Source organism: Roseobacter sp. HKCCA0882 (assembly GCF_037805225.1).
Lineage (GTDB): Bacteria > Pseudomonadota > Alphaproteobacteria > Rhodobacterales > Rhodobacteraceae > M30B80.
Map to the genome: position 1 here is coordinate 1102943 of NZ_JBBLYI010000001.1, position 13668 is coordinate 1116610.

Here is a 13668-nt window from a genome sequence, read left to right on the forward strand (position 1 = left end):
GCAACCCAACCCTCAGGCAAGTGCCGCATAAATTCCTTGCATTTGATAAGAAATTGCACATTTTTAGGGCCATGTTTGAAGAATTTGTCGAGCGCCATTGCAAATCCCTGCCTGGTGCGCGCCTGGCAGAGCCATTTGGCCCAGACATGTATGTCTGGACAGTGGCCGAGAAGATGTTTGCTGCTTACACCAAAGGCAGCACGGGCGTGTCTATCCGCGCAAGATCGGCCCAAGAGGCGCAAAAAATGATCCAACAAGGCAAGGCCGTCTCTGCCCCCTATCTCAAAAGCGGGGGCTGGGTGATGGTTGAGTGGCGCAACACAAGCCCGCATGAGCTGCGCCGCTATATCACGCAAAGCTATGCGCAGGTTCGGGCAGAATTAAACCCAAGCCAACAGGCCAGCCTGCCGCCCTTTGATGCGGCGCAATTCAAGGGTTAACGGGGCAATGCCGCCGCTTCGCGCGCAAGGCAGGTGATTGCCTCCCAATCCCCTGCGGCCATGGCCGCCTTTGGCGCGACCCATGATCCGCCTGCGCACAGCACGTTGGACAGGCTCAGATAGCTTGGCGCATTGGTAAGGCTGATCCCGCCCGTGGGGCAAAAGGCCACTTGCGGGATTGGCCCGCCGATGGATTTCAACGCAGGCGCCCCGCCAACCGCCTCGGCGGGGAAGAATTTCAGCATATCATAGCCGCGCTCATAAAGCGCCATCACCTCAGACGCGGTGACAGCGCCTGGAAGAAGCGGCAGCGCCTCATCTTCTGCCGCGGCCAAGACACGATCTGTCGCGCCGGGGCTAACCGCAAAACGCGCCCCTGCGGCCTTTGCGGCCTTCATATCGGCAGGGGTCAAGATCGTGCCTGCGCCCACAATCCCACCCTCAACCTCAGACATGGCGGCGATGGCATCCAAGGCACAGGCGCTGCGTAATGTGACCTCAAGCACAGGCAGACCACCCGCAACCAAGGCACGGGCCAAAGGCACCGCATGGGCGAGATCCTCGATCACCAAAACGGGAATGATGGGGGCGTGGGCCGCAAGGCCCCGCGCGAATTTTGATTGCTCTTGCGGTGTCATGGGACCCCTTTCCCTTTTCTACACGACAACACCAGCACCGCTTGAGGCGGGGCCAGCATGGGCGCGGAAGATTTCAAACAATTCACGGCCAATCCCGTGGCCATTGCCGCCGAGATCAGGTGTGACAGCGGCGCGATCTGCCAGATCAGGCACCAGAGCCTCAAGCACGCCTTTGACACCATCCACGCGGATCATATCGCCCTCCTGCAACCGCGCAAGGAAACCACCATCCAACGCCTCGGGGCTGACATGGATTGCGGCAGGCACTTTGCCCGATGCGCCCGACATACGGCCATCCGTCACCAAGGCCACCTTGTGGCCACGATCCTGCAACACCGCCAAAATCGGTGTCAGGTTGTGCAATTCTGGCATCCCGTTGGCCTTTGGCCCTTGAAACCGCACCACGACCACAACATCGCGGTTCAAATCGCCTGACTGAAACGCCGCTTTGACCGAGGCTTGATCATGGAAAATTGCGGCGGGGGCTTCGATCACCTGACGCTCAGGGGCGACAGCGGACACCTTCATCACACCTTCGCCCAAATTGCCCTTAAGCGCCACAAGCCCGCCTGTGCTTTGGAAGGCATCCTTCGCAGGGCGCAGAATTTTTTCGTTCAGCGTGGTCTTGGGCCCTGCCTTATACACCACCCCGCCATCGCTTAGTTTTGGCTCTTGCGTGTAATGGGCCAAACCCTGCCCCATCACTGTCTGGGTGTCGGGGTGCAATAAGCCCGCATCGAGCAATTCGCCAATCATAAAGCCCAAACCGCCCGCAGCGTGGAAATGGTTCACATCGGCCAACCCATTGGGATAGACCCGCGCCATCAGCGGCGTTGCAGCAGAGATATCCGCGAAATCCTGCGGCTCTAGGATCACACCCGCCGCGCGGGCCATGGCGACCAAATGGATGACCAAATTGGTCGACCCGCCTGCGGCCATCAACCCAACAAGACCGTTCACAAAGGCCTTTTCATCCAGAATATCGCAAACAGGGCGATACTGATCCCCAAGCGCGGTGATCTTAGCCACCTGCGCAACCCCTGCATCGGTCAGCGCGTCGCGCAAGGGCGTATGCGGGTTCACGAAACTGGCGCCTGGCAAATGCAGACCCATGAATTCCATCAGCATTTGGTTGGAATTGGCCGTGCCATAAAAGGTGCAGGTGCCTGGCCCATGATAAGAGGCCATCTCGGCCTTCATCAATTCCTCGCGCCCGACCTCGCCTGCGGCGAATTTCTGGCGCACCTTCGCCTTTTCATCATTGGGTAGACCACTGGTCATCGGCCCTGCAGGCAAAAAGATGGATGGCAAATAGCCAAATGTTGCCGCTGAAATCACCAAACCGGGGACGATTTTATCGCAAACGCCCAAATAAATTGCCGCGTCAAAGGTGTTATGGCTTAACGCGACACCCGCGGCCAAGGCGATTACATCGCGGGAGAACAAGCTTAGCTCCATCCCCACCTGCCCTTGGGTGACCCCATCGCACATGGCAGGCACACCGCCCGCAACCTGCGCCGTGGCCCCGTTGGCCCGCGCTGCGGCCTTAATCCGTTCGGGGAAAGCCTCAAAGGGCTTATGCGCGGAAAGCATATCGTTATAGGCGGTCACAATCCCAAGATTAGGCGCGCGTGCCGCCACCAAAGGATCCTTGTCCCCCTCCATCGCCGCATAAGCATGGGCCTGATTGCCACAGGTCAAATGCGCACGGCGCGGACCATCGGCGGCCGCTGCACGCATCCGATCCAGATAGGTCTTACGCGGCCCTTGCGAGCGCGCAATGATCCGCGCGGTGACAGCTTCGATACGGGTATCCAAGGACATAGACAAAAACCTCCATCTTCTGAGGCTTGCTATAATATGTTAGCGCTAACTATGCCAGAGGGAAATCGCACTCAATGCGGGGCTACATTCGGCAAAAACACCTTTTCACCGCGATAAAGCAGCGAAATTCCCTTGTGGAAAAGGTGAATTTTCTCAGGTGCTGCACCCAGTCGCAGAACTTCCCCGCGCTTTGAGGGGTGAATCCCCGAAAGTTTTGCAATCACAGGATCATCGCCCGTGCTGCCTTTGCTGTCGAAATAGAGAAGCGTCACTTCGCCAAGCGCTTCGGTGATGCCGACACGCCCCTCAAAAGCGAAATCATCCCCTTCGGCGGCGACAAAATCTTCGGGACGGATGCCGATCTCAACCTTCAACCCTTCATCGCCCTTTTGGGTCGGGATGGCGGCTGTGATGATCCCGCCGCCTTGATCCGTGCGGATCTTGGTGGTTTTGCCTGTGCCAACCACCTCACCCGAGAGCAGGTTCATCGCAGGGCTGCCGATAAACCGCGCCACGAATGTGGAATTGGGCCGCTCGTAGAGATCAAGCGGCGCACCGACCTGCGCAATACCGCCACCTGCCAAGACCACGATACGGCTTGCCAAAGTCATGGCTTCAACCTGATCATGGGTCACATAGATCATGGTGGTTTCTGGCATCGCCTCTTTAAGCTGCGCGATCTCAAGACGGGTCGCCACACGCAAAGCCGCATCTAGGTTCGACAGAGGCTCGTCAAAAAGGAACACTTTGGGGTCGCGCACAATGGCACGGCCAATTGCCACGCGCTGCCGCTGACCGCCTGACAATTGCTTGGGCAGGCGATCAAGCAAGCTGCCAAGCTGCAATTTCTCGGCAGCGGCGCGCACGGCCTTGTCGATGGCCTCTTTCCCCTGCCCTGCAATCCGCAGGGAAAAGGCCATATTATCATAGACGCTCATATGCGGATAAAGCGCGTAGGATTGGAACACCATCGCAATCCCACGTTGCGAGGGCGGCATATCATTGACGCGCATCCCATCAATTTCCAAAGTGCCGCCCGTGATCCGCTCTAGCCCCGCGATCATCCGCAACAGCGTGGATTTCCCACAGCCAGAGGGGCCAACGAAAACAACCAATTCGCCCGTCTTGATCTCAAGATCAATGTCAGACAGCACCTTGACCTTCCCATAGGCCTTTTCCACGGCACTCAGTTTCAAATCGGTCATCTTCAGCCCCCCTTTTGAACAGCCTTGCCGCGCCTTAGCGGTTCTGCGCGCCAAACCATGCTTGATAGGCGGGCAAGGTCAACATGCCCGCTGCAACAGTTGCCTGGAATGGTGCGGTAATATCGTCATATGCACCCTCAGGCAGTGGCAGCTCGCGCTTCTCACCACTGAGGTTGAACGCACAAAAGACCGCGCGCCCCTGATAGCTGCGCCAGAACGCGACCACATCTTGCGTATGGGTGACAAATTCAAACTCCCCTTTGACCAATTCGGGCAAAGATTTTCGCAAAGTGATCATGTGGCGATAGAAGGCCAAAGTGCTGTCTTCAAGGCGGGTCTGCGCCTCGACCGAGCGCTGCAAATGTTCCACCGCGACAGGCAGCCATGGCTTGCTTTGGCTAAACCCGCCATTGTGATTGTCGCTGACCCATGGGATCGGCGTGCGACAGCCATCACGGCCCTTGAATTTTGGCCAAAAGCGGATGCCATAGGGATCCTGCAATTCTTCAAAGGCGACATAGGCCTCGGTCAACCCCAATTCCTCGCCCTGATACAGGCAAACTGAACCGCGCAGCGATAACAAAAGCGCCGCAAAGACGCGCTGCCCTGCCTCATCCAAATTCCAACGGGTTGGATGGCGCACCACATCATGGTTGGAAAAGGCCCAACAGGCCCAACCATCGCCAATGCTGGCCTCTTGCTTTTCAATGACCGCGCCCACAGTTTCCGCGCTTGGCGTTTCTCCTGAGAGGAAGTCAAAGCTATAGCACATATGCACCTTATCACCGCCTGAGGTGTATTGTGACTGTATCTCAAGGCCATATTGCGCATCACCCACCTCGCCTACGGCGGTGGCAGCAGGGTATTCGTCCATCACCGCGCGCATACGGCGCAAGAAATCCAAATTCTCGGGTTGGTTTTTGTCATAAAGGTGATCTTGCCAATTATAGGGGTTCACCTCAGGCGCGATGGTGAAATTCCGCCGCTCTGGCGCAAGCGCGGGATTATCGCGCAGCAGCTTGTCATGGAAATAGAAATTGATCGTATCAAGGCGGAACCCATCAACCCCCCGATCCAACCAGAAGCGGCACACATCCAAAAGCGCATCCTGCACATCTGGGTTATGCAGGTTCAAATCTGGCTGCTCGACAAGGAAATTGTGCAGGTAATATTGCATCCGCTCGGGCGACCATTCCCACGCGCTGCCGCCGAAAATTGACAACCAGTTATTGGGGGGGCTGCCATCTGGCTTGGCATCGGCCCACACATACCAATCCGCTTTTGGATTGTCGCGAGTTTCGCGGCTTTCAATAAACCAAGGATGCTGATCCGAGCTGTGCGACAGCACCAAATCAATCAGAACCTTCAGGCCCAGATTATGCGCCTTTTCAATCAACGCATCGAAATCAGCCAATGTCCCGAACATCGGGTCGACATCGCGGTAATCGGAGACATCATAGCCGAAATCAAGCATGGGGGATTTAAAGAATGGCGAGATCCAAATCGCATCCACCCCAAGGCTTGCGATATGATCAAGGCGGTGAATGATCCCCGCCAGATCGCCAATCCCATCATCATTGCTGTCTTGATAGCTGCGCGGGTAGATCTGATAGATCACCGCACCACGCCACCAATCCTTATCAATGCCAAGGATATCGTTGGGGTTAATTTCAGGCATGATTGTCATTTATATCTCTCATTTTACAGAGCCAGCCAAAAGGCCACGCACCAAGTAACGTTGTAAGGAAAAGAAAACCGCCAAAGGCACCGCGATGGATACAAAGGCAGAGGTTGCCAATATTTCCCAATCACCACCGCGTGTGCCCATCATTTCGACCAATTGCCGCGTCATCACAGTGGTTTCGCCCGAGCTGTCGATCAAGAACACCATCGCGACCAAAAGGTCATTCCATGTCCAAAGAAATTGGAAAATCGCAAAGGACGCCAAAGCCGGAAAACTCAGCGGCAGGATGATGCGCGTGAAAATCTGAAACTCGGTCGCGCCATCCACGCGCGCGTTTTCAATCACCTCGCGCGGCAGGCCCACCATGTAATTGCGCAAAAGGTAAATCGCCAAGGGCAGACCAAAACCCGTATGCGCCAACCAAACGCCCAAATAGCCTTTGCCAATACCGATATCATTATGCAGCTTCAGCAGTGGGATCAGCGCCAATTGCAGCGGCACAACCAACAACCCCACAACAGCCGCAATGAGCAGCGCCCGCCCTGGAAACTCCATCCACGCCAAGGCATAGGCCGCAAAAGCCGCGATCAAAATGGGAATAATCGTTGCAGGGATTGTCACCGTCAGTGTATTGAAAAACGCCTTTGACATCCCCTCGCGGTTTGAAGGGTCGAACAAAACATTTTGATAATTGCCGAGGGTGAAATCAGGGGGCGCAGAAACAGTCACGAAAATCCGCGCACCGCGCCCCTCAATCTGATCTGCAGTGCCGCGCCATTCATAATCGCCGCGCGCCGTGACAGTCAGGGTTTCCCCCTCGCCCAGATCAGCGACCTCATCGGGTTGATAGGCATCAATCGCGCGCGAGGATGCGCCCCATTCGCTGATCTCTCGGGCGATCTCATCAAGGTTTGCGGCGGCCCTGCCCTCGACAAAAATATTGCCAGAAACGAGATAGATACCATCGCCCAAATCCACCCGCGCCTCGTCAGGATCTGCGGTGCGATAGGTTTCGTTTTGCACCGCAGGAAACAGCGCAGCCCACCATCCCGAACTGCGGATTTGATCCGTTGTGCGGAAGGACGACACCAATAGCCCCAGTGTTGGTAGCACCCATACGATCACAAGGGCCAAGGCCGAAAAATGCACCGCCCATGATAGGCCCGATTTGCGCCCTGCAATATGATCCATCAGCGCATCTCCCGTCTGGCGTTATAGACGTTCCACACAAGGATCGGCAGCACCAAGATCATGATCACCATGGCGGCCGCTGAACCCACGCCCCAATCATTGGCGCGGAACAGTTTGTCATACATGTAATTGGCCAAAACTTGGGTTTCCCATTGTCCATTGGTCATCGCAAAAACGATGTCGAACACCTTGAGAACCACAATCGTAATGGTCGTCCAAACCACAACAATGGTGCCCGCGATTTGCGGCACTTTGATTTTGAAGAAAATTTGAAACGGGTTTGCCCCGTCCACAATGGCGGCCTCAATGGTTTCCTCAGGAATACCGCGCAAAGCCGCGGATAGGATCACCATGGCAAAGCCTGTCTGAATCCAAATCAAAACAATGATCAGAAAAATATTGTTCCAAAAGGGCACAGTCAGCCAAGTGATTGGGCTATCGCCGCCAAGCTGCAAATAAACGGCGTTAAGAATCCCGATCTGTGCCACATCCTCAGGGCGGGCATCATAGACCAATTTGAAAATCACCGCCGCGCCAACAAATGAAATCGCCATCGGCATAAAGATCAGGGATTTCGCGATATTCCCCCAACTGATCCGATCTGTCAGCTGCGCCGCCAACAAGCCAAAGGCAGTCGAGGCCGCAGGCACAATCAAAAGCCACAGGAAATTGTTGCGCAACGCCTCCCAAAACTTGGGGTCATCCGTCATGCGCGCGTAATTCTCAAGCCCAACAAAGGCGCCACCAAGGCTGCGGTCAGTCAAGGACAGACGCAATGTCTCAAAGACGGGATAGGTCAAATAGAGCGCGAGCGCGAAAAGAGCGGGAAATAGAAAAAGCCACGGGCGTATCGCATTGGCGCGATTGATATTGCGCCCTGCATTTGCCCCGCGCGCAGGAAACAGCACGCGATCAAGAATTTGGTTCGAGAGGTAAAAATAACCCACGCAGCCCCCCACCCCGATCAGGATGGTCAATGCCGCTTGCATGATTGGTGACATGGGTGCCCTCCCCCGATGCGCAGGAAAAATCCGCGCAATCAAAAATAGGATCAGCCCGCGATACGCAGGCTGATCCAAAACCTAGCGCGATTTTATTTAATCGCGTCCCAGCTTTGCTGGATGGTGTCTGCCACAGCCGCCGCATCTGCGCCGCCTGCATAATCCACCATACCCGTCCAGAAGCTGCCTGCACCAATCGCGCCAGGCATCAGGTCGGAGCCATCAAAACGGAAGGTCGTTGCGTTAAGCAAGATTTCCCCCTGACCGCGCAGCGTATCGGTTTCATATGTAGCCAAGTTCACGCCAGAATGGGGCGTCAAGAAGCCACCCTGCGCCATCATGATCTCATGGGCGACAGGTGTTTTGAGAAACTCGATAAAGGCCATGGTCGCATCAGATGGATCTGTAATGGCCATCAACGTGCCGCCACCCAAAACTGGGCTGCCGAGGTCTTTTTCCGCGAATGCGGGGAAGTAGAAGAAATCAGCATCCTCGCCCACAACCGTGCCATCAGGGAAGAAGGCCGGAATGAAGCTGGCCTGACGATGCATGTAGCAACCGGGAGGGGACTGGAACAAGCCCGCAGGGCTATCACGGAAATCGGTGGTTGCAACCGCGCCAGCGCCGCCCATCACATAGGCGTCATTGCGTGCGAATTGACCAAAGGTTTCGATGGCCTCAACCACGCGTGGGTCATTGAATGGGATCTCATTGGCAACCCATGCGTCATAGACATCAGGGGTCTGTGTGCGCAGCATCAGGTCTTCAACCCAGTCGGTCGCAGGCCAGCCTGTGGCGGCCCCAGAACCCAGACCAATACACCAAGGTGTGCCCCCATCTGCAACGATCTGGTCAGAAAGTGCGATCAACTCTTCCATGGTTGTTGGCACTTCGTAGCCTGCATCCTCGAAATTCTCAGGCACATACCACACCAAGGACTTCACGTTGACGTTGAAGAAGAAGCCATAGAATTGATCCGCGCCCGATTGATCTGCATATGTGCCCAGATCAACCCATGATGGGCCTGCTGCAAAATTCTCAGACACCCATGCGGCATTATCCGCGCCAAGCGGGGTCAAAAGACCATTGGCCGCCATATTGGCCGCAAGACCAGGCTGAGGGAAAACCGCGATATTGGGGGCAGAGCCTGCCTCAGCGTCAATCACGATTTGCTGCTCAAAGCTATCCGACCCTGTATAGGTCGCATCCGCGCCTGTTGCCGCCTCGAAATAGGCCAAAAGCGCATCAAAGCGTTCCGCCTCAGGCGAAAGCCAAGGGCCAGAAATCGTGACAGTCTGACCTGTCAAATCATGCGCCGCTGCGAATGCCTCATAGCTGGCCCAATTGAAATCCCCCTCACCCACGGGGAACACCAAACCACCATGCGCGTCAGCCATCGCCATCCCCGAGGACAGCGCAAGGGCTGCGGCGCTTGCGTAAAACGAACGTTTCATAAGTAACCTCCCAGAACCGCACCCCCTCATTGAGGATGCTTAGAACCCGCATTTCAAAACCTATTCCGCGATTCCGTCAAGAGTGTTTCAAAGCGCTTTGGAAAAGAAATGTCCTTAATGACCCAAGACCCTGAAAGGGCAAGAGAATTACAAGATATTTGATATTACGTTTGTTTTTCGCAGATGCAACGCGCCGCCATTTTAAAAATTTATTTTTGACAAGCCGCATAAAATTCGCCTAGCTGAGGAAAAATTTGAAAGCGCTTTGAAGGCAATCTTGTAGCGCAAGACGATGAAACGACCCGGCGCCATGCGCGACACTTGAAGGAGGGAGGCGATGAATTTAAAAGAATTGGCATCATCGCTTGGGCTGTCTCAGACCACAGTCAGCCGCGCCTTGAATGGCTATCCCGAGGTGAACCCTGAAACCCGCGCCCGTGTCGAGGCTGCGGCGCGTGCGGCGAATTATCAACCCAATTCCCGCGCCCGCCGCTTGGCCACAGGGCGCGCTATGACCATTGGCCATGTGATTACGCATACGGGCGAAACCGAAATGGTGAACCCGATTTTCGCAGATTTTCTTGCAGGTGCGGGCGAGGTTTATGCCCGCGAAGGCTATGACCTGCTTTTATCTATCGTGCATGAGGGGGCCGCCGAACGCGCCTATCGCCAGATGGCCGCGAATGGCTCGGTTGATGGGGTGATGGTGCAAGGCCCCCGCCAAGAGGACCCGCGCATTGCGCTGCTACAAGAATTGGGGCTGCCGTTCTTGGTGCATGGCCGCACGGGGGATGCGCGCGGCTATAACTGGCTAGACATTGCCAATTTGCGGGCCTTTCGCCGTGCGACCGAATTCTTGTTGGATTTGGGGCACAGTCGCATTGCCCTGATCAATGGCCAAGAGGCGATGGATTTTGCCGCCCGCCGCCGCCGTGGATATGAAGAGGCGCTGCGCGCGCGCGGCATCACCCCTGACGAAAGCCTGATGTATGCCGATGTCATGACCGAAGGCTATGGCCACCGCGCGGCCGCACAGTTGCTTGACCGTGAAAACCGCCCCACCGCCTTTTTGGTGTCATCAGTGATTTCTGCCATTGGGGTGCGCCAAGCGGCATGGGAGCGCGGGCTGCAACTGGGCCGCGATGTCTCGATCATCACCCATGATGATGTGCTTTCCTATCTCAACAATGATGCCGAAGGCCCTGCATTTACCGCAACCCGCAGTTCAATTCGTTTGGCGGGGCGGCGCTGTGCAGAAATTTTGATCGAACGGATCAAACAGCCTGACGCGCCCTTTGTGCATGAATTATGGGAGGCTGAATTGATGGTCGGGCGCTCGACTGGCCCTGCACCCTAACGCCTGTCTCTGCCTGCCCTGCTTCAACCCTGCTGCCGCATTGCAATGAGTTCTCTCCCAATGACCACCCCCACCCTTCCCGCGCGGTCGGATTTTCCGCAAGATTTCCTGCTTGGTGTCGCCACATCAGCCTATCAAATCGAAGGCCACGCTCAGGGTGGCGCGGGCCAGACTCATTGGGATACATTCGCCGCAACGGGCAACAACGTCACCCGCGCTGAAAATGGCGCGCTTGCCTGCGATCACCTGAACCGATGGGCAGACGACCTTGACCTGATCCGTGATCTTGGCGCTGACATATATCGCTTTTCGCTGTCATGGGCGCGGATCATGCCCGAGGGGCGCGGCGCGGTGAATAAGGCGGGCTTGGATTTCTATGATCGTTTGATTGACGGGATGTTGGCGCGGGGGCTGCGCCCTGCAGCCACGCTGTATCATTGGGAATTGCCCTCTGCCCTTGCGGATCAAGGCGGTTGGGTGAATGGCGATATGCCAAACTGGTTTGCCGATTACACCGACCTTGTGATGGCACGCCTTGGCGACAGGCTGTGGTCGGTCGCCCCCATTAACGAGCCGTGGTGCGTCTCATGGTTATCGCATTTCGAGGGGCATCATGCGCCCGGTCTGCGCGATATTCGCGCCGCAGCCCGCGCTATGCACCATGTTCTCTCCTCGCATGGGCGCGCGATCGAGGTGATGCGCGCGCGTGGCATGCGCAATCTGGGTGCCGTGTGCAATTTTGAGGCCGCCCTACCCGCCGATGGAAGCCCCGCATCAAAGGCTGCCACTGCGCTTTACGATGCGATTTATAACCAATTCTTCCTCTCTGGCCTGTTTCATGGCCGCTATCCCGATCTGGTGCTTGAGGGGTTAGAGCAACATCTTCCCCAGAATTACCAAGACGATTTTGCCCATATCACCGCCCCGCTCGATTGGTTGGGGCTGAATTACTACACCTGCAAACGCCTGAGCGCAGGATGCGGAATTTGGCCAAATTACCAAGGCGTTGAGGGGCCATTGCCCAAAACCCAAATGGGCTGGGAAATTTACCCCGAGGGGTTGCATCATTTCCTGACCCATACGGCGAAAACCTACACGGGCGACCTGCCGCTTTATGTGACCGAAAACGGAATGGCGAATGACGATACGCCCGATCAGCCAGATGTAGCGCGCATAACCTATCTTGATGCCCATATGCGCGCTTGTTTGCGCGCGATTGAGGATGGCGCACCCTTGAAAGGCTATATCGCATGGTCGCTGATGGATAATTACGAATGGGCCTTTGGGTATGAAAAACGCTTTGGCCTTGTCCATGTTGATTTCGACAGCTTGCAAAGGCAACCAAAAGCGTCTTATCACGCCCTCGCACAGGGCTGGCGCGCGGGCTAAATAAGGCAGGACAGGATGACATCTTCCCCCGATTTGGATTTAGTCGCTGATATCGGCGGCACCAACACCCGCGTGGCTTTGGCGCGCGCGGGCATCATTGACCGCGACAGCATCCGCCGCTTTGCCAATAAAGACGCCGCTGATTTGCGCGAAATATTGGCGCAATTCATGAAACAGGCAGGCCTCAGGTCTGGCGCGCTCTCGGGCATTTGCGTGGCCGCTGCGGGCCCCGTGCGCGATGGCGTGGCCAAAATGACCAATTTGGATTGGCATATTGACCGCGCGATGTTGGCTGATGTCTCGGGCGCGTCACGCGTGGCTGTGCTCAATGATCTACAGGCGCAAGGCTATGCGATTGGCCATATTTCCGATACGGAATTGCGTGTGATACTGCCCCATGATCCCGCCTCTGCCCATGCAGCGAAATTGGTCATCGGCCTTGGCACGGGGTTTAACGCCGCCGCCGTATTTGACGGGCCGCGGGGCCGCGTGGTGCCCCCTTCGGAATCGGGCCATATCACCCTGCCCACCCCTGATGACCAAACCCGCGATCTTGCCCGCTTCTTAGCCGAAAAGCATGGCTTCGCCGCAGTCGAGGAGGTTCTCTCAGGGCGCGGGATCAGCCATGTTCACGCCTTTTTGCATGGGATTGATCAGCCTGCGCAACAGATCATGGATGCGCTTGAGCAAGATGATGACAAGGCCCGCGCTACCGCCGCGCTCGTTGCGCAGGTTTTGGGCAATGTCGCAGGCGATCTGGCCTTGGTGAACCTGCCCTTTGGTGGGGTCTATCTGATTGGCGGCGTCTCGCGCGCCCTTGCGCCCTATTTGATGCAATTCGGATTTGCCGAGGCCTTTTCGAATAAAGGCCGCTTTGGCCCCTTTATGGCGCAATTCGGGGTCAGTGTCGTTGAAGATGATTTTGCCGCGCTCACAGGCTGCGCACAGGCCTTGATCGAGCTTTAGAACGCGCGATCTTTGACGGCCTGCATAGATACATGTGTCGAGGTTGAGGCCACATGCGGCAAGGCAGATATGACCTCGCCCAACACGCGGCGATAGGCGCCCATATCGCGGCAGCGCACCTTGACCAAATAATCAAACGCCCCCGCAATCATGTGGCATTCTTCGATTTCGGGCACGGCAATCGTGGCTTTGTTAAAGGCGGCCAATGCCGCCTCGCGCGTATCGGACAATTTCACCTCAACAAAAGCCACATGTTCGCGGTCAAGCTTTACGGGATCAAGTTCCGCGCGGTAGCCACGAATATAGCCTTCCTGCTCAAGACGGCGCAGACGCACTTGGGTCGGACTTTTCGACAGCCCCACGCGATCCGCCAATTCCGTTACGGAAATTCGGCCATCTTCTGAGACTTCCTTCAGAATCTTCCGATCAAACCCATCAATTTGCCCGCGTTCTGGCGATTTTAATACCATCAGACCCAACTTTTTCCTGTTTAATCAATTTATTTTCCCGTCAAACTAC

12 protein-coding genes are annotated in these 13668 nt (G+C 56.2%); 4 read left to right on the top strand and 8 right to left on the bottom strand.

All coding sequences use genetic code 11. The features are described from left to right. Positions 1-71 precede the first annotated feature (71 nt). The gene (locus AAC622_RS05705) at positions 72-440 is read left to right on the top strand and encodes an MmcQ/YjbR family DNA-binding protein (RefSeq protein WP_340260774.1); all 369 of its coding nucleotides are present in this window, start codon (positions 72-74) and stop codon (positions 438-440) included. Here the strand turns inward: AAC622_RS05705 and eda are convergent. From eda to AAC622_RS05740, 7 genes are all read right to left on the bottom strand, one after another. Beyond that, entirely contained in the window at positions 437-1078 is a 642-nt protein-coding gene (gene eda / locus AAC622_RS05710; protein WP_340260775.1) for a bifunctional 4-hydroxy-2-oxoglutarate aldolase/2-dehydro-3-deoxy-phosphogluconate aldolase, read from the bottom strand. The two genes, AAC622_RS05705 and eda, sit on opposite strands and share 4 nt — an antisense overlap. 18 nt (positions 1079-1096) lie before the next feature. Beyond that, a complete protein-coding gene (gene edd / locus AAC622_RS05715; RefSeq protein ID WP_340260776.1) occupies positions 1097-2902 on the bottom strand; it encodes a phosphogluconate dehydratase in 1806 nt (601 codons plus the stop codon). A 71-nt stretch (positions 2903-2973) separates the two neighbouring features. Further along, complete coding sequence (locus tag AAC622_RS05720; protein WP_340260777.1) at positions 2974-4107, bottom strand: ABC transporter ATP-binding protein; 1134 nt, start codon at positions 4105-4107, stop codon at positions 2974-2976. 34 nt (positions 4108-4141) lie between these two features. Further along, positions 4142-5794, bottom strand: coding sequence for an alpha-amylase family glycosyl hydrolase (locus AAC622_RS05725; protein ID WP_340260778.1), 1653 nt, complete (start codon positions 5792-5794; stop codon positions 4142-4144). Positions 5795-5803: 9 nt separating this feature from the next. Continuing rightward, positions 5804-6982, bottom strand: coding sequence for a carbohydrate ABC transporter permease (locus AAC622_RS05730; RefSeq protein ID WP_340260780.1), 1179 nt, complete (start codon positions 6980-6982; stop codon positions 5804-5806). Further along, on the bottom strand, positions 6982-7983 hold the full coding sequence (locus AAC622_RS05735) for a carbohydrate ABC transporter permease (protein ID WP_317654513.1): 1002 nt from the start codon (positions 7981-7983) through the stop codon (positions 6982-6984). Before AAC622_RS05735 ends, AAC622_RS05730 begins: the two co-directional genes overlap by 1 nt. Positions 7984-8075: 92 nt before the next feature. After that, positions 8076-9437: an ABC transporter substrate-binding protein gene (locus AAC622_RS05740; protein WP_340251466.1), complete on the bottom strand. Its 1362-nt coding sequence runs from the start codon at positions 9435-9437 to the stop codon at positions 8076-8078. Positions 9438-9774: 337 nt separating this feature from the next. Between AAC622_RS05740 and AAC622_RS05745 the strand changes: the two genes are divergently transcribed. Genes AAC622_RS05745 through AAC622_RS05755 form a run of 3 tightly spaced genes read left to right on the top strand, consistent with a single transcriptional unit; the run spans position 9775 to position 13149 of the window. After that, the gene (locus tag AAC622_RS05745; RefSeq protein ID WP_340260781.1) at positions 9775-10794 is read left to right on the top strand and encodes a substrate-binding domain-containing protein; all 1020 of its coding nucleotides are present in this window, start codon (positions 9775-9777) and stop codon (positions 10792-10794) included. 60 nt (positions 10795-10854) lie between these two features. Beyond that, positions 10855-12183, top strand: coding sequence for a GH1 family beta-glucosidase (locus AAC622_RS05750; RefSeq protein ID WP_340260782.1), 1329 nt, complete (start codon positions 10855-10857; stop codon positions 12181-12183). 15 nt (positions 12184-12198) lie between these two features. Beyond that, positions 12199-13149 carry a glucokinase gene (locus tag AAC622_RS05755; RefSeq protein WP_340260783.1) on the top strand — a complete coding sequence of 317 codons (951 nt, stop codon included), beginning with the start codon at positions 12199-12201 and terminating at the stop codon, positions 13147-13149. On the opposite strand, the gene AAC622_RS05760 is transcribed toward AAC622_RS05755, so the two are convergent. Beyond that, positions 13146-13619: an Lrp/AsnC family transcriptional regulator gene (locus tag AAC622_RS05760; protein ID WP_340260784.1), complete on the bottom strand. Its 474-nt coding sequence runs from the start codon at positions 13617-13619 to the stop codon at positions 13146-13148. The genes AAC622_RS05755 and AAC622_RS05760 overlap by 4 nt on opposite strands. Between the last annotated feature and the right edge of the window lie 49 nt (positions 13620-13668).